Here is a 20,741-nt window from a genome sequence, read left to right on the forward strand (position 1 = left end):
GCTCGACGGCTGCTAAGAGCACACATCAAGCGGCCAGGATACGATCCCCGGCGAAGCTCTGATCGTCCAGAATTACGGATGGTTAGCGTCGTCACGGAACCGTTATCAATGGCCGGTAGGAATGCGTCGATTTCGACCCATGGCCGACGGCCGCATAACATGACGAGGTTTCTTTCATGCGCACTGTCCTCGCAGCCCTTCTGATCGCCGCTGGCGTGTCTCCTGCCCTCGCCGTCGATGGCAAGCTGGTGCTCTATACCAGCCAGCCGAACACCGACGCCCAGCAGACCGCTGACGCCTTCATGGCGAAATATCCCGGCGTCACGGTCGAGTGGGTGCGCGACGGCACCCCCAAGATCATGGCCAAGCTGATGACCGAGATCGAAGCCGGCCAGCCGCAGCCGGACGTGCTGTTGATCGCCGACATCGTCACCATGGAAGGGCTGAAGGCGCAGGACCGCCTGATGACGTTCCCGCAGGCCGACATCACCGGCATCGATGAAGCGCTGGTCGACACCGACCGCACCTATTTTCCGACCAAGCTGATCACCACCGGCATCGTCTATAACACCAGTGCCCCGTTCAAGCCGACCAGCTGGCTCGACCTTGCCAAACCGGAAGCGGCAGGGCAGATCGCAATGCCAAGCCCGCTGACCTCAGGCGCAGCGATGATCCACACCGTCACCTTGACCAACAATCTTGAACAGGGCTGGGACTTCTACAGCGATCTTGCCAGCAACGAAGCGCGCGCTTCAGGCGGCAACGGCGACGTTCTCAAGGCCGTCGCAGGCGGTGACAAGCTGTTCGGCATGATCGTCGACTACATGCCGATCCGTGAGAAGGCCAAGGGCGCTCCGGTCGAATTCGTCTTCCCGACCGAAGGCGTGTCCGCCGTGACCGAGCCGGTGGCAATTCTTTCCACTGCCAAGAACCCGGAAGCTGCCAAGGCATTCGTCAACTTCCTCCTTTCCGAGGAAGGTCAGCAGCTCGCCTCGACGCAGGGCTACATTCCCGCACGCGAGGACATTGCCCTGCCGGAAGGCTATCCCGAGCGCTCCGCCATCAAGGTGCTGAGCTATGACGCCGCCGCCGCTCTTGCCAACGACATCGACAACAAGGAGAAGTTCTCCGAGGTCATGGGTCAGTAAGGCGGCTCGCATGAGCAATATCCTGGCAGGGCATTGATGGCGCTTCAGGGCTCCATATCGGACCAATCCGCAACAGCTCCAGGGGGCTGGCTGCGGGGAATCCGCCCGGCCGGTACTGCAGGACCGCGTTTCGCGGTCCTGATCGTAATTGCGCTCATCTTCGCCCTCGGTCTGCTCCCTGCCGCCCCTCTGGTGGTCGCGGCGCTTGCCCCCGGCGGTGAACTTGATCTGTCGGGTTTCCTTCAGCGCCTCGCCAAGCCGTCGGTGCTGCGCGCGACATGGAACACCCTCGACACGGCATTTTTCGGCGCATTGCTGTCGCTTGCCATCGGCGTGCCTTTCGCGGTCGCGGTCGCGCTCACAGACCTTCCGACACGCAAGGTGCTCGGCTTCCTCCTGTTGATGCCGCTGATCATCGCACCGCAGGTCACCGCCTTGTCGTGGCTGCACCTCACCGGCCCGTCGAGCACCTTGCTGAACATGCTCGGCATTGCCCCGCCCCCCGGCACGCCCAATCCGATCGTGGGACGCACCGGCATCATTTTGCTCTTTGGCGTCCAGCATGCGCCCATCGTGTTCATCACGCTGCGGGCCGGTCTCGTCGGCCTGCCGGGTGACATGATCGAAGCGGCGCGCGCTTCAGGCGCCAGCGTCATGCGCACCTTCGGCACCATCATCCTGCCGCTGATGCGCCCGTGGATCGCTGGCGCTGCCGCCCTCGCCTTCGTCTCCAGCATCGGCAATTTCGGCATCCCGGCACTGCTCGGCCTGCCTGCCAACTATCTGACGCTGCCGACGCTGATCTACCGCCAGATGTCGAGCTTCGGCTCCGGCGTCCTGCCGCAAATGGCGGGGCTGTCGATGCTGATCGGGCTGCTGACGCTCTTGGGTCTGGCGGTACAGGCGCTGTCGATGCGCGGTCATCGCTCCAGATACGCCTCAGGCCGCCCCGCCACCATCTCGCTGGGAAAATGGCGTACCCCGCTTGCAGTCCTCTCCTGGGCGGCCATCACGATGATGCTGCTTCTGCCCGCGCTCGCGCTGATCACGACCTCGCTCATTCCCACCTTCGGCGTCGACCTGACATGGCAAACGGCAACTCTGGCCAACTATCAGGAAGTGCTGGTCAATCAGGCATCCACCGTGCGCGCGTTCAAGAACTCTGCCCTGCTGGCGGGCGGAGCTGCACTGATCCTCGCAATCGGCGCAGTGCCGATGGCAATCGTGCTGGACCGGATGAGTTCCCGCTCGCGCCAAGTCCTGCAGGGCATTGCCGAGATCCCCTATGCGCTGCCGGGCATCGTCCTTGCCATTGCCTGCATCCTTCTCTTCCTGCGTCCGCTGCCCCTCATCGGCAGTCTCTACGCCTCGGCCTGGATCATCCTGATCGCCTATCTGATGCGCTTCCTCACGTTGGCTTTGAAGCCGGTCGCAAGCGCGGTGGCGCAGATCCCCGCTGATCTGGATGAAGCAGCAGCATCGTCCGGTGCCTCGCCGCTGCGCCGCGTCCTGACGATCCACATGCCGCTTGCCGCGCCTGCCGCCGTTGCCGGTGCGCTGCTGGTCTTCATGAGCGCCTTCAACGAACTGACGGTCTCGGCTCTGCTGTGGTCCAGCGGCAATGAAACGCTCGGCGTCGTCCTGTTCAGCCTTGAGGAAGCCGGGCTCGGTACGCAGGCGGCGGCCATCGCTGTCGCCACCATTTTCGTCGTGGTGGCGCTGATGGGGCTTCTCAACCTGTTCGCAAAGCGCCTGCCAGCGGGCGTCCTGCCCTGGCGCTGATATGCCTGACAACAAGGAGCTAAAGCGCAACAAGCGAATCTGACAGATCGCGACGCGCTTTAGCCGGGAATAACCCACGCATCGGTGACTTCCACACGCACTTCCGCGCCGGTCACCGGCGGCTCGACGCAATCGAGCACCAGCCGATATTCGCTGCCCGTCACGGCCAGCACGACCTCGAACACCGGCCCGCGATAGATCGACGATATCACCCGCGCGCGGATGCCTTCGCTGCCAAGCCGAAGCCCTTCCGGGCGCAGCAGCACTTGCGCCCTGCCGGGTGGCGTTCCGGGTGCGCATCGCGCCTCAAAGCGTGAGCCGCCAAGCTCCAGCGTCGCACCCGCCTCTGTCTGCCCGACGATGTCAGCATAAACGATGACGCCACGACCGACGAACCCGGCTACCTTCTCATGCGCGGGTGCCCGATAGACCTGCGTCGGCGAAGCCAGTTGCAGCACCCTGCCCTGATCCATCACCGCGATCCGGTCGGACAGCGCCAAAGCTTCCGCCTGATCGTGCGTTACATAGATCATCGTCGCGCCGCTGCGACGGTGTATGTCACGGAACACCTCGACCATCGAGGCGCGCAGATGCATGTCGAGATTGGCCAGCGGTTCATCAAACAGGATCACGCGCGAATCGGCGACGAGACAGCGCGCAAGGGCCACACGCTGGCGCTGGCCGCCGGACAATTCATCGGTGCGCCGCGCGTCGTAGCCCTCAAGCCCGACAGTCGCCAGAACCTCGCGAACGCGGCGCTCCCGCTCGGCAGCAGCCACTCCCCGCGCGGCAAGCGGATAGCCGACATTGGCGGCGACATTCATATGCGGCCACAGCGCGTAGGACTGGAACACCACGCCGATGCCGCGCTTTTCCGGCGGCAACTGAGTGTGCGGGTCGGCAATGGTCACGCCATCGAACGCCACCGATCCGCTGTCCGGCGTTTCAAATCCCGCGATCAGGCGCAACATGGTCGTCTTGCCACAGCCGGACGGACCGAGAAGCGACGTGAACGAACCGGAGGGGAAATGCAGATTGATGTCGCTGAGCGCCTGCACCTGGCCGAAACGGCGGGACGCGCCCTGAATGATGATGTCTACCATTTCTGCCCTGTGACAGGTTTCTGTGACAGGATGATTGCCACGCGCGCCGCAACATCGGGGCGTCGGCGCTGCCTGTCAATCTCGCTTCACGGCCGAAGAAAGAAAACAACCGCGCGGACCAGAAAAGCCCGCACGGTTGCAAGACGTCAGCTTTAGCGGTCGGCGATCAGGCCTGCTGGATGGCCGACAGCTGCCAGTCGCCACCGTTCTGGCGAACGAACGTCCATAGTTCGGTGGTCTCGGTCGGCTCGGTCGGATCGCCGTCGACAACGTCACCAGTCGCACGGTCGCGCGTCACGTCGATCGACGAATAGTTCAGCGCGGCAGTAGCATAATCGCGGTCGCCTTCACGCCAGCTCTCCGCAATGTCGGCCTGCAGCAGATGCACATCGGTCACGTCGTTGCGCACACCGTTCTGGGCGTTTTCGGCCAGCTCTTCAGAAAGATACGAGACCATTTCCGGCGTCACCAGACGGCGCAGCGCACGGTGATCTTCACGACCGAACGCTTCCTGCACTTCCGTCAGCATGCGCTGGAAAGTGTCGAGATCTTCGCCAGTTGGCTGAATCTCTTCAGTCTTCACTGTCGCCGCAGCAGCACCCGCGCCCGAACCAAAGCCGGAGCCCGAATTGATGTTCGGAATCTTGAACGATGACACATTGGCAGCCTCACGCTGATGCGTGTCGGATCGTCCGAAGCCTGCGCCACCACCGGCCCCGCTTGCGCCTGCCATCGCCGGCGCAGCGTTGCGCGAACGGAAGAAGCGCATGGCAAGCATGATTGCGCCGCCGATCAGGAGCAGTTGGACAAGCATGCCGAACATGCCGGCAAGGCCACCGAAGCCCTGCCCCATGAACATGCCGATCAGGCCGCCCAGCATCAGGCCGCCGAGCAGCGTGCCACCAAGGCCACCGAAAAGACCGGGCCGCTGGGCTGCCGGCGTCTGGCGGTTGCCAGCTGCGGGATTAGCGTTCTGGCGCGGATTTGTATTCGGCGTCATCGACCGCTCAACCGGCGCAGTCGGCTGCGGCGCGGTGCGCGTCGGAGGAGCAGACTGGAATGTGCGGCTGCCACGGCTACCGAAGCTGCCGCCCCGGCGCGCTTCCGCATAATCGACCGCGGTCAGTGAGAAGACCATGAACAGGCCCGCAAACAGCGTGGCAAGTCGGGCGGTACGCGAAGTCAACATTGGCAGTTCCTCAATCATTCATCTGTTGGCTGGTGCTATACGGCAAATGGAACGTCATACTGTGGCGCATAAACCATCATGCGCACCATTGCGACCGGCGATGACTGCAATTCCTTGAAAATAACCATGAAACTGGTCTGGTCCCGCTTGCATCACTGGCACGGAATCTGGGCGCTGCAAGGCGTGCTTTCAAGGCGAAAAGCGACCGGAAAGCACGTCAAAGCGCAAAAATCGAACCCGTCCGGCAATTACGGACCCTGTCGACGCGGTCCCCATCATAGTGGAAATCGAAATGGTCCCCCTGCACGGGGATTTCCACGAGATCAGGCCAGAAGATGGCGACGCATTCGCCGCCCGCGCAGCGCACGCTGCGATAGACAATTCCGTTGGAGCCTTGCGCCCGTAGTCCGCGCGCCAGAAATTGCGTTTGCGAATAATCGTCGCTCGCATGGCAGGCAGAATCTTCGCGCACATCGTGAAGCGTCAGCTCTACCGCATTGATCAGCATGCGAAACTGCGATGTCCAGCCGGGTGCCTCGTCGCTGTTGCGCATCGCCCGCGCATGATGGTGCGCGACCTCCCGGATGGCCACTTCCTCGCGGCTCCCGGCGCTGTAGACACCATATGTGCCATCGGTAAATCGTCCGGGCCGGTCGGTGCTGACGTGAACGAAAGGCGCCATCACCGTGCTGGCACCCTGGCCATGGACGCGGCGGTCATGGGGCACCAAATGGAGCTGCCCGACATGCTCCCACACGCGTGGATTGGTCTTGGACTCCGCTGAAGCCAGCGCCTCCCAGTCCTGCGGATCGGCAATGTCTTCAAACAGATCGATCGGCGGATAGATCGAGCGGATGATCCGGTAGGCCTTGGGCCAGCTGACCTGTGCGACCGGCGGCTGATCGCTCACCAGCCACTCCGCTCGGCATCGAGATAGGCGCGCACGCGGGCAAGCGAGAAGATGTCGCCCTGCGCCATCACTGCCAGCGGCGTGCGGCTGTCAAATGCAAGATTTGGTTTCTTCACCCAAGCATAGCCGCGCTCCGGATCGGTGAACAGATAGCGCAGCCCCTTGTGTATTCCCATCAACAGAGACAGGCGCGTCGCCAGATCGCGGTCGATGCGACCCGGCTCTCCCGCCTTCCAGCGCGCATAGGTGCGCGATGCCAGCCCGCCAAGAATCTCGCGCGCTTCGCCGTCGCCGACCTGCCAGCGTTCGAACAGCCTCATCACCGCCCGCGCCATCGCCGCCGCCTCTTCGGCGGTGATGTGGGGCGAGTTTGGCGCGGCCTGTGTGCGTGGAATTTCCTGCAGCATATCTTTTGCCTTTTGGCGCAATATAATGTTGCTCATGCCATTCGGCAAGATATGCAAGCAGTTCTGCCTGTGCTGCCGCTCAGCGGCTGTAATAATTCATCACCGCATGGCGCGCTTCGGCGAAGAACAGCCAGCGTTCGGTCAGGACGCCAAGCGCGTGGAACAACAGGGCAAGACCCAGAGCAATCGGTGCCCAGATCGCGTGCCCTGCCGCCAATGCGACCAGCACCAGAAATGCGGGAACCACGCCGCCGGCGATGATCGCGATAACAAACAGCTTGTCGGCATGTTTGCGCGCGACGCGAAAACCCATTTCGCGGGTCAGGTAATTGTCGTTGAAGTGCGGGCTTTCAAACAGCCTGACCTTGCCGAGGCCGCCAAGACCCGTCGCGCTTTCCGGCGTCGACAGCGGCACCGCCTCGCGCAAATTCTTGCGCCATTGCCATTTCGCGGCCCAGGCGGGGACGAGAAACACCAGAGCCATCACCATCAACACAACGCTGTGCGCGTTGCCAGAAGCTGCAACCAACGCTCCCGCCAGACTGCCCCCGGCTGCCGCAAACAGCAGGTAGCAGATCGGCGTCAGCCTGGTGTGCCACGCCTGCACCGATTTCAGCGACGCGTAGATCATCGCGGTGCAGTAGACAGTGACCGCCGCGCCTAGCGTGCCGAGAAGCCCCACCAGCAGCAGATGCTTGCCATAAAACACCGTTGCTGCCGCGTTGATCGTCAGCGGCACGAATGTCGCAATCGCCATCACGCCCTCGCGTGACAGCCAGCTTGAGCGCCATTGCGACAGCGCCCGCCAGGCGCGTTGCGGATTGTGCAGATGCAGCGTCGACGACAGCAACCCGCCGCCAATCAGGCAAAGCGCCAGCACATGCGCCAGCTTGGTCGCCAGCGCCTGCGGATCGAGCAGCCCAAGCCCGAGCACGGCGGCAAGGCCATAGCCAAGACCGGATGCAGAGGTGAAGAAAATGATCGAGAGTGCTGGATACATGGCAGGTCAGATCCGGTCGAGCATCTTGTCGACCCAGCCAAAAAAGCCGGTCGCATCGCTGGTGTCTTCCTGCGGCAGCGTCGGTGCCGATCCCAGCGCGGTGCGCGGGCGCGGCGGCAAATATTTGTTCACCGGGCGCGTCCCCTGCTCCGGCATCAGATCATAGCCGCCACGCTCCGCGACCATGATCGAGACGTTGGAGTTCGGATCGGCAAAATCGCCGAAATGGCGCGCATTGGTCGGGCAGGTGCGCACGCAGGACGGCACCCGGTCGATCTCATCGAGCGTCTCGTTATAGATGCGGTCGACGCACAGGGTGCATTTCTTCATCACGCCGGCGGCAAGGTCCATCTCCCGCGCGCCATAGGCGCAGGCCCAGGCACACAGGCCGCAGCCGATGCACATGTCTTCATCGACAAGCACGATGCCGTCATCGGCGCGCTTGTAGGATGCGCCGGTCGGGCAGACGGTGACGCACGGGGCATCCTCGCAATGCAGGCAGGATTTCGGGAAATGCACCAGCCGCGCCTGCCCGCGCTCTGCGACGATCTCCCCGCCCTCCGGCACCACCTCGAAACTGTGCACCCGGTTGAGGAACGTTCCCGACACGTCCGCGCCATACGGATCCTGGTCCGAAAGCGCCGCGCCATAGCCGCCCGTATTCCATTCCTTGCACGAGACGACGCAGGCGTGGCAGCCGACGCAGACGTCAAGGTCGATGACAAGGCCGAGCTTCTTCGGCGTCGATGTTGCCGGCAGACACGTCATTTCGCCCACTCCTGCCCATAGCGCAGCTGCGACGGTGGCTGCCCCTGCCGCTGCATCGGCGCAAATTCCGGCTGCGTGGTCTCGCCCGGCTCGGCCTTCTTGATCTTCACGCGCAGATCGTACCAGGCCGCCTGCCCGGTGATCGGGTCGGAGTTGGACCAGCGCATCCCGTCAGCCTTCGGCGGCAGCAATTCATGGATCAGATGGTTGAGCAGGAAGCCCTTTTCCGCCTCCGGCGCATCCTTGTCGAGCGCCCACGCGCCTTTCCGCTTGCCGATGGCATTCCAGGTCCACATCGTGTCGCGATTGACCGCCTCGTTGCGCGCGATCTGCACCTTGATGCGGCCATGATGCGAGGTCAGCCACACCCAGTCATCGTCGACCAATCCGTGTGCGTCACAAATCTCGCCCGGCACATAGAGCCGGTTGCGCGTGTGGATCTGCCGCAGCCAGGCGTTCATCGAACCCCATGAATGATACATCGCCATCGGGCGCTGCGTCAGCGCGTGATAGGGATAGGTCTGCGCATCCACACCCGCTTCCTCCAGCGGCATGTACCAGTGCGGCAGAGGCGTGAACGTGTCGAGGATGCGCGCGCGGTAGGCTTGCGGGGCCACCGGTTCGCGCACCCCTTCGGCGGCGAGCCGAAACTTCTGCAACTCTTCGCTGTAGAGCTGGAAAGTCACCGGCTGCGGCTTGTCGAAGAAGCCCATCTTGACGCCAAAATCCTGATAGGCAGCGTTGGCGTGCTTGAAGAACTGCGCTTCAGGCGGAATGTGGGCCGAAAAGAATGCGCCATTGGCGATATAGCGCTCAATCTGGTCCGGATTCGGCGCCCCGCGCCCCGCCGCGCTGCCATCGTCGCCGCGAAACCCGATCAGTGGGCCGATACCGGGACGGCGTTCATGGCGCACGATGTAGTCGGCATAATCCTTGTAAAGCGCCTTGCCGTCGGCATCAACGAAACCGGGCAGCCCCAGCCGCGCGCCAAGATTGATCAGCACGCTCTGGAACGCGCGCACGTCTCGGTCAGGCTCCAGCACCGGCCATCTGATCGCGTCGTTGACGCTGTCCGGCTCGCTGATCGGCCGGTCGAGCAGCGAGATACAGTCGTGCCGCTCCAAATAGGTGGTGTCCGGCAGGATCAGGTCAGCATACGCCACCATCTCGGAATCATAGGCGTCCGAATAAATGATCTTCGGAATGCGATATTCGCCTGTCGCGGCGTCTTTTTCCTCCAGCATCCGGATCGTGCCCGCCGTGTTCATCGACGAGTTCCACGCCATATTGGCCATGTAGAGGAACATGACGTCGACCGGATACGGATCGCCCGCATGCGCATTGGCGATCACCATATGCATCATGCCATGGGCGGAAAACGGCGCCTCCCACGAAAACGCCTTGTCGATCCGCTGAGGATTGCCGGCTGCGTCCACCAGCAAATCTTCCGGTCCCATCGGGTAGCCCAGATGCGGGCCGGACAGCGGCTGGTTCGGGCCATATTGCCCGGCCTTGCCATGCGGACGCGGATGGCCGGACATTGGCTTGGGATATGGCGGCTCGAAGCGGAACCCGCCGGGACAATCGACCGCGCCGATCAGCACCTGCAGCATGTGCAGTGCGCGCGCCGTCTGGAAGCCGTTGGAGTGCGCCGAAATCCCGCGCATCGCATGAAACGACACCGGCCGCCCGACAAAGCTTTCGTGCTGCCTGCCATAGATATCCGTCCATGGCTGATCGATCTCGATGCTCTCCTCGAAGGAGACGCGCGCGATTTCGCTGGCCAGCCCGCGAATGGTGGCGACATCGACGCCGACCTTGTCGGCTACCCGCTCCGGCGCATATTTGTCGTCGAGATATTCATCGGCGAGCATCTGGAACGACGGCACCGCGCTGCGCCCGTCGTCTAGCGTAAACCGTCCCGACAAGGCCGGACGCGCGCCCTTGCTGCCGGCGGGAACCGCGTGTTCGGTCACCGTCTCCCAGATCAGCGGCTTGCCGTCCTTGTCGCGGGCAAACAGGCCGTGATCGGCCGCGCCCGGCGCGTCGATCACCAGCCACGGCGCATTCGAATAGCGCAGCAGATAGTCGATATCGATTTTTCGTGACTTCAGAAGCTCGTGCACCACGGCAAGGATCAGAAGCCCATCCGTTCCGGGCCGCACACCGATCCAGTTATCGGCCACCGCCGAATAGCCGGTACGCACCGGATTGACCGACACAAACCGCGCGCCGCGCTGCTTGAGCTTTGAAATGCCAATCTTGATCGGGTTGGAATCGTGGTCTTCCGCCACCCCGAACATCACGAACAGCTTGGTTCGCTCCCAGTCCGGCGCGCCAAACTCCCAGAACGCGCCGCCGATGGTCATGATCCCGGCTGCCGCCATGTTGACCGAGCAGAAGCCGCCATGCGCGGCGTAATTCGGCGTGCCGAATTGCTGCGCCCAATAGCCGGTCAGCGATTGCGACTGGTCGCGCCCGGTGAAGAAGGCGAGCTTCTTCGGGTCGCTGCCGCGCACATCGCCCAGCCACGACGTTGCCAGCGCCAGCGCCTCGTCCCATGAAATCGTCTTGAATTCGCCCGAGCCGCGCGGCCCGGTGCGCAGCAGCGGCGCGCTCAACCTTGCCGGCGCATAATGCTGCATGATCCCGGCCGAGCCCTTGGCGCACAGCACCCCCTTGTTCACCGGGTGGTCGCGATTGCCCTCGATATAACGGATCTTGCCGTCCTTGAGATGCACATCAATGCCGCAGCGGCATGCGCACATATAGCAGGTGGTCTTGCGGACTTCGTCCGAAACCGGCTGGGAAAGCTCGACGTGGTGGTCCGCCATTTCATCAACGCTCCTTGCCCCACAGGTCTAAGCAAGACCGGACAGGATTGAAATGGCGTTCCGCCGACAAGCTATGAAATACTTCTCAGTTCTCGACAATGATGCGGGTGTTTCCCGCCCCATATTGACGCACGAGATTGTAGAATATCTCTGCATTCGGCGTGTCCAGCCGCACGCAGCCATGCGAAGCCGGCAATCCAAGCTTGGCGACTGCATCGGTGCCATGAACAGCCCAGCCGCGATCATAGAACACCGCATAGGGCATCGGCGCGCTGTTATAGGTACGCGACAACCACAGCTTGTGCATCCGATAGGGCCGGAACTCGCCGCGTGGCGTGACGAACCCGTCCGCTCCGGTCGAAACCTTCCACTCGTACAGCACATCGCCATGATGCATCACGGTCATTGTCTGAGTGGCAACATCAACCCGCGCGACAAGCGTGGCAGCCCCGGCGGGCAAGGCAAATAGCATCATCAGCGCTGCAGCGCCCGATCTGCATACAGCTTTCATCGTGAAGAGCCCCAAACCTCGTCTCCATCCAAAATGTTTCACATCGCCCGCGCCAGCGAAAGATCTTGCTCTCAAAATCCTAAGAAAACCTCCTATTGCCGCTGCGGAAGACATTGAAGCAAATGTGAACTATGCTGAATGGCCCAATGACTGTACCTTGTCTGGCACAGCTTCGCCTGATCAACTGACGCCATGAATGAAAAGCTCTTCCGTGCCATCGAATCCCGTCGCGACGACCTCGTCGCGCTGACCGTAGACCTGATCCGTTTTCCGACGGTGAACCCGCCCGGCGAAGCCTATACGCCTTGCGCGGAGTACATCGCGGAACGCCTGAAAAAGAGCGGGTTCCAGATCGAGTTGATCCGCGGCGTCGACACGCCAGGCGACACCGACCGCTATCCGCGCACCAACGTCGTTGCCCGCCGCGAAGGCCGCAGCCCCGGCAAGACGGTGCATTTCAATTCCCACATCGACGTGGTCGAGGCCGGTGAAGGCTGGACCGTCGATCCGTTCGAAGGTGTGGTCAAGGATGGCCGCGTCTATGGCCGCGGCACCTGCGACATGAAGGGCGGACTGGCTGCCTCGATCATCGCTGCCGAAGCCTTCATCGAAGTCTATCCCGACTTTCCCGGCGCCATCGAGATTTCCGGCACCGTCGATGAGGAATCCGGCGGCTTTGGCGGCGTCGCCTATCTGGCTTCCAAGGGCTATTTCTCGAAACCCCGCGTCGACCACGTCATCATCCCGGAGCCGCTCAACAAGGATCGTATCTGCCTTGGCCATCGCGGCGTCTGGTGGGCGGAGATCGAGACGCTTGGCTCCATCGCGCATGGCTCGATGCCGTTCCTCGGCGATTCCGCCATCCGCCACATGGGCGCGGTGCTGAATGCGTTTGAAGAGGAGCTGTTCCCGGCCCTCGACCAGAAGCAGACCGAAATGCCGGTCGTGCCGGAAGGTGCGCGCCGCTCGACGATGAACATCAACTCGATCCACGGCGGCCAGACCGAAGATTTCCGCCCCGGCCTGCCCTCTCCCAACGTCGCCGATTCCTGCCGCACGGTCATCGACCGGCGCTTCCTGCTTGAAGAATCCATCGACGAAGTGAAGGGCGAGGTGACGTCGATCCTCGATCGCCTCAAGCGCGACCGGCCGAAATTCGACTACAACATCCGCGATCTGATGGAAGTGCAGCCAACGATGACCGAGCGCGACGCGCCGGTGGTGACTGCCGTCGCCGATGGCATCCGCGCGGTGTTCGACAAGGAGCCGCAATATGTCATTTCGCCCGGCACCTACGACCAGAAGCACATCGCGCGGATCGGCCATCTGTTCGACTGCATCGCCTATGGCCCCGGCATCCTCGACCTTGCCCATCGTCCGGACGAGTGGGTCGGCATCGAGGACATGATCCAGTCGGCCAAGGTGATGGCGCTCAGCCTCGACACACTGCTGCAGGGTGCCGGACGCGGCTAATACCGTGCCGGCGTTTCGGCTGGGAGGATGTGAAACGATGGCGTGCCGGCTCATGCGGCCGTCATCACAACAAGCCGATTTACTCGCAGGCATTTTCGCGCTTTGATCGCCGGCGACAATGAATATTAGGGGAGAACAACATGAAACTTCTGAAATCGATCGTTCTTGCCAGCGCGCTGGCGCTGGCGGCGTCCACGTCTTCGATGGCACAGCGCACCGATGTGGTCATCGGCATGGTGCTGGAGCCGCCACATCTTGACCCGACCGCCGGCGCGGCTGCGGCCATCAAGGAAGTCGGATACGCGAACATCTTCGAAGGCCTCACCCGCATCGGTCCCGATGGCACGGTTCATCCTCAGCTTGCCAAGAGCTGGGACATTTCCGACGACGGCAAGACCTACACCTTCCACCTGCAGACCGGCGTGAAGTTCCACGACGGCGCCGAGTTCAATGCCGAGGACGTCAAGTTCTCGATCGACCGCGCCATGGCGGCAGATTCGGTCAACCCGCAGAAGGCGCTCTATTCGGCGATCGAAAGCGTCGAGGTCACCGATCCGGCCACGGTCGTCGTGAAGCTGAAGCATCCGCAGGGTGCGTTCACCTGGAACATGGCCTGGGGCGAAGCCGCCATCGTGTCGCGCAGCTCCGCCGACGGCAACAAGGAAAACCCGATCGGCACCGGTCCGTTCAAGTTCGAGAACTGGGCCAAGGGCTCGTCGATCAAGCTCGCCAAGAACCCGGACTATTGGGGCGAGGCCGTTGCGCTTGATCGCGCCGAGTTCCGCATCATCCCGGATGCCGCCGCCGCCATTCCAGCGATCCTGTCCGGCGACGTCCATGCCTTCTCCAACATGCCAGCCGGCGACGCCCTGCCGCAGATCCAGTCCGACCCGCGCTTCAAGGTCGTGATCGGCTCGACCGAAGGCGAGACCGTCCTTTCGACCAACAACAAGAAGGCGCCGTTCGACAAGCTCGAAGTGCGTCAGGCCATCGCCCATGCGCTCAACCGCGACGAAATCATCGCCGGTGCCAGCTCGGGTCTTGGCACGCCGATCGGCTCGCATTTCGCGCCACATAACCCGGCCTATGTCGATCTAACCGGCACCTATCCTTATGACCCGGCCAAGTCGAAGGAACTGCTTGCCGCCGCCGGCTTCCCGGACGGCTTTTCGGCAACGCTGAAGCTGCCGCCACCGCCCTATGCCCGTCAGGGTGGCGAAATCATCGCCTCGCAGTTGCGCCAGGTCGGCATCAATCTGGAAATCATTCCGGTGGAGTGGGCCGACTGGCTGAGCCAGGTCTTTGCCGAGAAGAACTACGATCTGTCGCTGATCTCGCATGTCGAGCCAAACGACATCAACATCTATGCGCGTCCGGACTACTACTTCCAGTACCAGAACCCCGAGTTCAACAAGGTCATGGAAGAGCTTGACGTGACCGCCGACGAAGCCGCCCGCAAGGAGCTTTACGGCAAGGCCCAGCGCATTCTGGCCGAAGATGCCGTCAACGGCTTCCTGTTCCAGATGCCGAAGGTTGGCGTCTGGGATGCCAAGCTCGAAGGCATGTGGGAAAACTGGCCGCTGTCGGTTGCCGACCTGACCAAGGTTCACTGGACCGAATAAGCCACGACCTGAACGAAACCTCTCCTCGGGCCTCAACCGAGGAGAGGTTTTTCTAATCGGAACACGGCACCCCACCACATGACCGCATTTCTCGCAAAACGCATCGGCATCGGGCTGATCACGTTGATCGTGGCGTCTGTCGTCGTGTTTTCGGTGCTCGAGGTTCTTCCGGGCGACCCCGCCCTGTTGATGCTCGGCATGAACGCCACCCCCGAGGCGCTCGCCTCGATGCGCGAGCAGATGGGCCTCAATGCGCCTTTGATCGTACGCTACCTCAACTGGGTCGGCGGCATGGCGGTTGGCGATTTTGGCCGCTCCTTCACCTATTCATCGCCGGTCATCGATCTCATCGCCGAACGCGCGGTGGTGTCGCTGCCACTGGCAGTCATCTCGCTCATCCTGTCCACCGCCATCGCCATCCCGGTCGGCATCTTTGCCGCCGCGCGCCGGGGCAAGGTCGGCGACACCGTGTCGATGGGCGTTGCGCAAGTCGGCGTTGCCGTCCCGAACTTCTGGTTCGCACTCCTGCTCATCTACGTCTTTGCCGTCTGGCTGCGGCTGGTGCCCGCCGGCGGATTTTCCGGCTGGGGCGGCGGCATCTGGTCCGGCGTCAAATCGCTGATGCTGCCTGCCATCGCACTGGCTTTGCCACAAGCTGCGATCCTGGCGCGCGTCACCCGCTCCGCCATGCTGGAAGTCCTGGGCGAAGACTATATCCGCACCGCCCGCGCCAAGGGCATGCCGCGCCGCTACGTCTTGTGGCGTCATGCGCTGCGCAACGCGATGATCCCAGTTCTGACCATCATGGGCATGCAGTTCGCGGTGCTTCTTGCCGGCACCATCATCATCGAGAACGTGTTCTACCTGCCCGGTCTTGGCCGCCTTGTCTTCCAGGCGATCACCCAGCGCGATCTGATCGTCGTTGAAGGCGTCGTCATGCTGCTGGTCGCCAGCGTCGTGGTCATCAATCTCGTCGTCGATGTGCTCTATGCCGTTGTCGATCCCCGTCTGAGGGTGCGCTGATGAGCACGACCACCGTGATCGCCGAACAAGCCGGCTGGCGCGGCATTTTGCGACTGGCCTTCCGCAACCGCTCCTTCGTTATCGGTTTCGTCATCACCGCCGTGATCGCAGCGATGGCGCTGATCTCCTTTGTCTGGACACCCTACGACATCACCAATCTGGTCGTCGCCGACCGGATGAAAGGCCTTTCTGCCGCGCATCCCTTCGGCACCGACCATTTTGGCCGTGACATCCTGTCGATGATCATGATCGGCGCGCGCAATTCGATCGCGGTTGCGGTCGTTGCCGTTGCACTCGGCATCGGCATCGGCGTGCCGCTTGGTTGCTGGGCGGCGGCGCGCGGTGGCTGGGTCGATGAAATGCTGATGCGTTTCAACGACGTGGTGTTCGCCTTTCCGGCGCTCTTGTCAGCAGTGATGATCACCGCGATCTTCGGGCCCGCCGCGATCAACGCCATCATCGCCATCGGCATTTTCAACATTCCAGTGTTTGCCCGTGTCGCCCGCGCCGGTGCGCTGTCGCTGTGGCCGCGCGAATACATCCTCGCCGCCCGTGCTGCGGGCAAGGGCAAGGCGCAGATCACAATTGAGCACATCCTGCCCAACATCGCCTCGATCCTTTTGGTGCAGGGCACGATCCAGTTCGCCATCGGCATCCTCGCGGAAGCCGGCCTTTCCTATCTTGGCCTCGGCGCTCAGCCGCCGATGCCGTCCTGGGGCCGGATGCTGTTCGATGCCCAGACCCGGATGATGGTCGCGCCGCATCTGGCGATCTTCCCCGGCCTTGCCATCGTCGTCACCGTCCTCGGGCTGAACCTTCTTGGAGACGGCTTGCGTGACGTGCTCGATCCCAAACTGAGGCGCGAGCGATGAGCCTGCTCGAGATTGAAAAACTGTGTCTGAACATCGGCAATGTGCCGATCCTGAAAGATGTCGACCTGACCATCGAGCAGGGCGAGGTGCTGGGTCTCGTCGGCGAATCCGGCTCCGGCAAGTCGATGACGTCGCTGGCCGTGATGCAGCTGTTGCCGTTTTCAGCCCAGACACGTGGCCGCGTCACTTTCGATGGCGTCGACATTCTCGCCGCGCCGGAAGCTGCGATGAACAAGTTGCGCGGCAACGAGATCGGCATGGTGTTCCAGGAGCCGATGACCGCGCTCAACCCGGTCAAGACAATCGGCGAACAGGTTGCCGAGGGCATCCGCTGGCACACCAGCGCCAATCGCGCCGATGCCGAAGACACCGCGCGCAAGATCCTCGACCGCGTTGGTCTGCCCGAATCCCAGTTTCCGCTGTCGCGCTTTCCGCATGAATTGTCCGGCGGCCAGCGCCAGCGTGTCGTCATCGCCATTGCCTGCGCGCTCAAGCCCAAGCTGCTGATTGCCGACGAGCCGACCACCGCGCTCGACGTAGTGCTGCAAAAGCAGATCCTCGAATTGCTGCGAGACCTCGTCGACGAGCGCAAGATGGGCCTGCTGCTGATTTCGCACGACCTCGCCGTTGTTGCCGACATGGCCGACCGCGTCACCATCATGCGCCATGGCGAGGTGATGGAATCAGGCGAGACCGCGCGCACCCTGACCGAGCAGAAACATCCCTACACACGCCAGCTTGCAGTCGCCTCGATGCATGTGCCCGACCGCAGCGGCGATGCCGCCAGGGCTGCGCCCCAGACACCGCTCCTGGAAGTTGACCGGGTTGTGCGCGATTATCCCGGCCGTCGTCCGTCGCTGTTTGCGCGGCCCGCACCGTTTCGTGCGGTCAACGATGTGTCGTTTTCGCTGAGGGAAGGTCAGTCGATGGCGCTCGTCGGCCGCTCCGGCTGCGGCAAGTCCACCCTGGCGCGCATGATCCTCGCACTTGACCGCCCGACAGGCGGCGAGATCCGGCTCGATGGCGCACCGGTCAGCACGCTGGGCGAAGCCGAACTGAAGCCGCATCGGCGCAAGATGCAGGTGGTGTTCCAGGATCCCTACGGCTCGTTCAACCCGCGCCACAAGGTCGAGCGCCTCATCGCCGAGCCGTTGCATCTGCTCGAGAAACAGCCTTCTGCCACTGAAAAGCGCGAGATGGTGGCGCAGGCGCTCAACGAGGTCGGCCTCAAACCGGCCGACATGGAAAAATATCCGCACGAATTCTCCGGCGGCCAGCGCCAGCGCATCTCGATTGCCCGCGCGATCATCACCAAGCCGAAGCTGATCGTTGCCGACGAACCGGTTTCGGCACTCGACGTGTCGATCCGCGCCCAGATCCTCGACCTCTTCGCCGACCTCAACGGCAAGCTTGGCGTGGCTTACCTCTTCATCACCCACGACCTCACCGTCGCCCGCGCCATCACCGATGAGGTGATGGTGATGCATGACGGGCAGATCGTGGAATCCGGCAAGACCGGCGACGTGCTCGACCATCCGCAATCGGATGCGGCCAAGGCGCTGGTCGCCGCGGCGCCCGATTTGGAGCGCGCGCTACAGCGGCGTCTGGCCCGCCACGAAGCCTCGGGCACCCAAGAAGCGTAAAGGCGCTAGACGACTTCGTGCGACTCCAGCCCCAGCGCTTCGAGCGTGCGCGCGAGGAAGCGTACTTCCTGCGTGTTCAGATGCTGGTCGGCCTTGGCGATCTCGGCGAGATGACGAGCCAGTTGCACCCGCCGCTCATGCGGATAGCCGCGGAAGGTCGACAGCGCCTGCGCCGCAGAGGTTTCGTAGCCATAGTCCTGCAAATATTGCACGACGCCCGCAAAGCTCGCCTCGTCGATCCCGAATGCGTCGGCGCAGATGCGCTTCAGCGTCTCCAGCTCTGCTTCCTCGACCTGGCCATCGGCCAGCACCATGCGGAACAGCAACAGGATTTCCGCGGAAAGCGCGGGGTTGTCGGCGACCTTGCGAATAGCCGGGTCGCCTTCGAAAAGCTCTCTGATCTTCGCAAACAGATCGAACGCCATGCTTTGAAATTCCTCAGGGATTCGTAGTCGCCCAACCTAGCCTGAAATGGTGCTTGCGGATAGCACGGGCGTGTGCTGGATAGCTGGTTCAACACGGCGCAAACAATGTTCTCCGACCTCTCCCTCGAAATTGTCCTGCTTCTTGCTCTGGCGGCCTTCCTCGCCGGCTTCATCGACTCGATTGCCGGCGGCGGCGGGCTGATCACGGTCCCGGCCCTGCTTCTGGCCGGGTTGGCTCCGGTACAGGCTCTGGGCACCAACAAGCTGCAAAGCCTGTTCGGCTCCGCCTCTGCGACCATGACCTATGCCGCCAAGGGCCTTGTCGATATCCGCAAGCAATTGCCTTCCGCCGCTCTTTCGCTGATCGGCTCCGTGGCGGGTGCGGTGCTGGCGACGATCCTGCCCGGCGCGTGGCTGAACGCAGTGCTGCCGCCGCTTCTGGTCGCCATCGCGCTTTATTTCGCTTTCAAGCCCAACATGGATGACGTCGACCGCGCCGAGCGCCTGTCGCCATTCCTGTTCGGTCTGTTGGTGGTGCCGGTCATCGGCTTCTACGATGGCATCTTTGGTCCGGGCACCGGCTCGTTCTTCATGCTCGCCTTTGTCAGCCTCGCCGGTTACGGCGTGCTCAAGGCGACGGCGCACACCAAGCTTCTGAACTTTTCATCGAATATCGGTGCCTTTGCCTTCTTTGCCTATGCCGGTGTCATCTCGTGGCAGATCGGCCTCATCATGGGCGTCTGCCAATTTTTCGGCGCTCGGGTCGGCGCGACGCTGGCGATGAAGAACGGCGCGCGGCTGATCAAGCCGTTGCTGGTGGTGACCTGCGTGGTGCTGGCGATCAAGCTCGTCCTCGATTGACCTCGCGCGACCTTCCCGATCGCGCTACACTTGCGCATTGAAATCGGGAGGTCCGCCATAAGCGCATCCGAGTCCCCACGCATCTTTCCCAGCTGTGTCGCAAAGTTCCAATTTAGTCGAGAACGGCTTTCTACTGGACACAGTTATGCTGCGAGCGCGGCGAATGTCTGGAAGGCGTTGGCGAGACACGCTTTTCGATCCGTCAGCCAAAGCTGCGGATCAAGGGGAACGGCAAGCCTTGCGTTCGTCTGCGCCGTTGCCATCGGTACCAACACCTGTTTGAGATCGCCATAGCATCGCGAATGATCGAGCCAGACGTCACCGGATCGGAAGGCATCCCGCAGGTGAAACAGGACCGCCACCTCCCGAAGGTGATTGCCGCCGCAATCAAGGGCTGGGCTACCGATGCTGCTTTGAGTTTCAGGCACCGCGACATGCGCGGCGCGTAGCGGCGGAAGCGATGATATCCTTGTCCGACATGAGCCAATGGATCGTCCGCCAGCGTATTGCTGAGCTGGGCGCCGGTCGCGACCAGTTGTTCGAGCGGGCCCCATTCCGCCGACTTGGCGACCGCCATTTCCAGCGGAACACCGTCATTGCGGGCTTCGAGCAAAGAGGCTCCCAGAGAGCAGTGAAGGCGCGCAGAGTATCGGTTATCGCTGCCCTGGAACCAGCTATTCGCTCATCATGCAGCCGTTTCGCCTCCCGCCAGGTCTTTCCCACGATATCCGGTCATGGGTCTCGACCACAGTATCGGCGATAGGCGCTTCCCATTCCACGGCGCAGACGGCAAAGATCGCCCAGCGTCGATCAGAGGTGATAACCCGCAAGCCATCGGTAAAGTAGCGCTCGCCCTGCCGACGCAGGTGTGCGACACGATGCGGCGGGATGCCAATGAGAAGCTGTGGATCGAGAGCCAGACCACGCAGCAACTCCAGCCTGTCAAGCAGCCGATTCGCCGCTGCGGAATTGTGTCCGACCTCGAACTGGCGAAGCCAGAAAACGGCTGACATTAACGTCGAGCAGTTCGGTCAGCAGCCCATCAAGCCGTTGGCGTGCGTTATTGTCGACTTTTCCTGTGATTTTTCATGGAATGAGGACCCTGTTTAAGGGGTGATTTTCGTCCAAACGGGACCCCTTAACGTGGGGTCATCAAAATGCCTCCGGTTT

Annotated in this window: 17 protein-coding genes and 1 pseudogene; 8 read left to right on the top strand and 10 right to left on the bottom strand. The window is 62.5% G+C overall.

What is annotated here, in order from left to right:
* Positions 1–176 precede the first annotated feature (176 nt).
* A complete protein-coding gene (locus BMZ42_RS02915) occupies positions 177–1,148 on the top strand; it encodes an ABC transporter substrate-binding protein (protein WP_091518361.1) in 972 nt (323 codons plus the stop codon).
* A gap of 36 nt (positions 1,149–1,184) precedes the next feature.
* On the top strand, positions 1,185–2,930 hold the full coding sequence (locus BMZ42_RS02920) for an ABC transporter permease (RefSeq protein ID WP_091518363.1): 1,746 nt from the start codon (positions 1,185–1,187) through the stop codon (positions 2,928–2,930).
* Positions 2,931–2,989: 59 nt separating this feature from the next.
* Here the strand turns inward: BMZ42_RS02920 and BMZ42_RS02925 are convergent, their stop codons facing one another.
* The 8 genes from BMZ42_RS02925 to BMZ42_RS02960 form a co-directional block, all read right to left on the bottom strand.
* Entirely contained in the window at positions 2,990–4,033 is a 1,044-nt protein-coding gene (locus BMZ42_RS02925; protein WP_091518365.1) for an ABC transporter ATP-binding protein, read from the bottom strand.
* A 166-nt stretch (positions 4,034–4,199) separates the two neighbouring features.
* Complete coding sequence (locus BMZ42_RS02930) at positions 4,200–5,222, bottom strand: Tim44 domain-containing protein (RefSeq protein ID WP_091518367.1); 1,023 nt, start codon at positions 5,220–5,222, stop codon at positions 4,200–4,202.
* A gap of 217 nt (positions 5,223–5,439) precedes the next feature.
* Positions 5,440–6,135 (bottom strand): RES family NAD+ phosphorylase, encoded by a 696-nt coding sequence (locus tag BMZ42_RS02935; RefSeq protein ID WP_210185198.1) that lies wholly within the window; start codon positions 6,133–6,135, stop codon positions 5,440–5,442.
* A complete protein-coding gene (locus BMZ42_RS02940) occupies positions 6,129–6,539 on the bottom strand; it encodes an antitoxin Xre-like helix-turn-helix domain-containing protein (protein ID WP_091518372.1) in 411 nt (136 codons plus the stop codon). Before BMZ42_RS02940 ends, BMZ42_RS02935 begins: the two co-directional genes overlap by 7 nt.
* 79 nt (positions 6,540–6,618) lie before the next feature.
* Positions 6,619–7,539, bottom strand: a complete 921-nt coding sequence (locus BMZ42_RS02945) for a dimethyl sulfoxide reductase anchor subunit family protein (protein WP_091518374.1) — start codon at positions 7,537–7,539, stop codon at positions 6,619–6,621.
* Between the two features lie 6 nt (positions 7,540–7,545).
* A complete protein-coding gene (locus tag BMZ42_RS02950) occupies positions 7,546–8,307 on the bottom strand; it encodes a 4Fe-4S dicluster domain-containing protein (RefSeq protein ID WP_091518376.1) in 762 nt (253 codons plus the stop codon).
* A complete protein-coding gene (locus BMZ42_RS02955; RefSeq protein ID WP_091518378.1) occupies positions 8,304–11,141 on the bottom strand; it encodes a molybdopterin oxidoreductase family protein in 2,838 nt (945 codons plus the stop codon). The genes BMZ42_RS02950 and BMZ42_RS02955 overlap by 4 nt, the downstream gene beginning before the upstream one ends.
* Before the next feature lie 85 nt (positions 11,142–11,226).
* On the bottom strand, positions 11,227–11,616 hold the full coding sequence (locus BMZ42_RS02960; RefSeq protein ID WP_244523131.1) for a L,D-transpeptidase: 390 nt from the start codon (positions 11,614–11,616) through the stop codon (positions 11,227–11,229).
* A gap of 228 nt (positions 11,617–11,844) precedes the next feature.
* Here BMZ42_RS02960 and BMZ42_RS02965 point away from each other — a divergent pair, with 228 nt between their 5' ends.
* The 5 genes from BMZ42_RS02965 (at position 11,845) to BMZ42_RS02985 (ending at position 18,285) form a co-directional block, all read left to right on the top strand.
* The gene (locus tag BMZ42_RS02965; RefSeq protein WP_091518383.1) at positions 11,845–13,125 is read left to right on the top strand and encodes an acetylornithine deacetylase/succinyl-diaminopimelate desuccinylase family protein; all 1,281 of its coding nucleotides are present in this window, start codon (positions 11,845–11,847) and stop codon (positions 13,123–13,125) included.
* Positions 13,126–13,265: 140 nt separating this feature from the next.
* Positions 13,266–14,747, top strand: a complete 1,482-nt coding sequence (locus BMZ42_RS02970) for an ABC transporter substrate-binding protein (protein WP_091518386.1) — start codon at positions 13,266–13,268, stop codon at positions 14,745–14,747.
* A gap of 78 nt (positions 14,748–14,825) precedes the next feature.
* The gene (locus BMZ42_RS02975) at positions 14,826–15,770 is read left to right on the top strand and encodes an ABC transporter permease (RefSeq protein ID WP_091518388.1); all 945 of its coding nucleotides are present in this window, start codon (positions 14,826–14,828) and stop codon (positions 15,768–15,770) included.
* Positions 15,770–16,642: an ABC transporter permease gene (locus BMZ42_RS02980; protein WP_091518391.1), complete on the top strand. Its 873-nt coding sequence runs from the start codon at positions 15,770–15,772 to the stop codon at positions 16,640–16,642. The genes BMZ42_RS02975 and BMZ42_RS02980 overlap by 1 nt, the downstream gene beginning before the upstream one ends.
* Positions 16,639–18,285 carry an ABC transporter ATP-binding protein gene (locus BMZ42_RS02985; RefSeq protein ID WP_091518392.1) on the top strand — a complete coding sequence of 549 codons (1,647 nt, stop codon included), beginning with the start codon at positions 16,639–16,641 and terminating at the stop codon, positions 18,283–18,285. The genes BMZ42_RS02980 and BMZ42_RS02985 overlap by 4 nt, the downstream gene beginning before the upstream one ends.
* 5 nt (positions 18,286–18,290) lie before the next feature.
* Here BMZ42_RS02985 and BMZ42_RS02990 read toward each other — a convergent pair whose 3' ends face one another.
* Positions 18,291–18,710 (bottom strand): tellurite resistance TerB family protein, encoded by a 420-nt coding sequence (locus BMZ42_RS02990; protein ID WP_091518395.1) that lies wholly within the window; start codon positions 18,708–18,710, stop codon positions 18,291–18,293.
* A 105-nt stretch (positions 18,711–18,815) separates the two neighbouring features.
* Between BMZ42_RS02990 and BMZ42_RS02995 the strand changes: the two genes are divergently transcribed.
* Positions 18,816–19,571, top strand: coding sequence for a TSUP family transporter (locus BMZ42_RS02995; protein WP_091518473.1), 756 nt, complete (start codon positions 18,816–18,818; stop codon positions 19,569–19,571).
* 149 nt (positions 19,572–19,720) lie between these two features.
* On the opposite strand, the pseudogene BMZ42_RS03000 reads toward BMZ42_RS02995, so the two are convergent.
* Positions 19,721–20,657: pseudogene (locus BMZ42_RS03000) on the bottom strand (Tn3 family transposase); the annotation flags it as partial.
* Positions 20,658–20,741 lie beyond the last annotated feature (84 nt).

Source organism: Aquamicrobium aerolatum DSM 21857 (assembly GCF_900113935.1).
GTDB lineage: Bacteria > Pseudomonadota > Alphaproteobacteria > Rhizobiales > Rhizobiaceae > Aerobium > Aerobium aerolatum.

Coding starts and splice junctions, on each gene's coding strand:
- BMZ42_RS02915 (WP_091518361.1), top strand. CDS start 177: ATGCGCACTGTCCTCGCAGCCCTTCTGATCGCCGCTGGCGTGTCTCCT.
- BMZ42_RS02920 (WP_091518363.1), top strand. CDS start 1,185: ATGGCGCTTCAGGGCTCCATATCGGACCAATCCGCAACAGCTCCAGGG.
- BMZ42_RS02925 (WP_091518365.1), bottom strand. CDS start 4,033: ATGGTAGACATCATCATTCAGGGCGCGTCCCGCCGTTTCGGCCAGGTG.
- BMZ42_RS02930 (WP_091518367.1), bottom strand. CDS start 5,222: ATGTTGACTTCGCGTACCGCCCGACTTGCCACGCTGTTTGCGGGCCTG.
- BMZ42_RS02940 (WP_091518372.1), bottom strand. CDS start 6,539: ATGCTGCAGGAAATTCCACGCACACAGGCCGCGCCAAACTCGCCCCAC.
- BMZ42_RS02945 (WP_091518374.1), bottom strand. CDS start 7,539: ATGTATCCAGCACTCTCGATCATTTTCTTCACCTCTGCATCCGGTCTT.
- BMZ42_RS02950 (WP_091518376.1), bottom strand. CDS start 8,307: ATGACGTGTCTGCCGGCAACATCGACGCCGAAGAAGCTCGGCCTTGTC.
- BMZ42_RS02955 (WP_091518378.1), bottom strand. CDS start 11,141: ATGGCGGACCACCACGTCGAGCTTTCCCAGCCGGTTTCGGACGAAGTC.
- BMZ42_RS02960 (WP_244523131.1), bottom strand. CDS start 11,616: ATGATGCTATTTGCCTTGCCCGCCGGGGCTGCCACGCTTGTCGCGCGG.
- BMZ42_RS02965 (WP_091518383.1), top strand. CDS start 11,845: ATGAATGAAAAGCTCTTCCGTGCCATCGAATCCCGTCGCGACGACCTC.
- BMZ42_RS02970 (WP_091518386.1), top strand. CDS start 13,266: ATGAAACTTCTGAAATCGATCGTTCTTGCCAGCGCGCTGGCGCTGGCG.
- BMZ42_RS02975 (WP_091518388.1), top strand. CDS start 14,826: ATGACCGCATTTCTCGCAAAACGCATCGGCATCGGGCTGATCACGTTG.
- BMZ42_RS02980 (WP_091518391.1), top strand. CDS start 15,770: ATGAGCACGACCACCGTGATCGCCGAACAAGCCGGCTGGCGCGGCATT.
- BMZ42_RS02985 (WP_091518392.1), top strand. CDS start 16,639: ATGAGCCTGCTCGAGATTGAAAAACTGTGTCTGAACATCGGCAATGTG.
- BMZ42_RS02990 (WP_091518395.1), bottom strand. CDS start 18,710: ATGGCGTTCGATCTGTTTGCGAAGATCAGAGAGCTTTTCGAAGGCGAC.
- BMZ42_RS02995 (WP_091518473.1), top strand. CDS start 18,816: ATGTTCTCCGACCTCTCCCTCGAAATTGTCCTGCTTCTTGCTCTGGCG.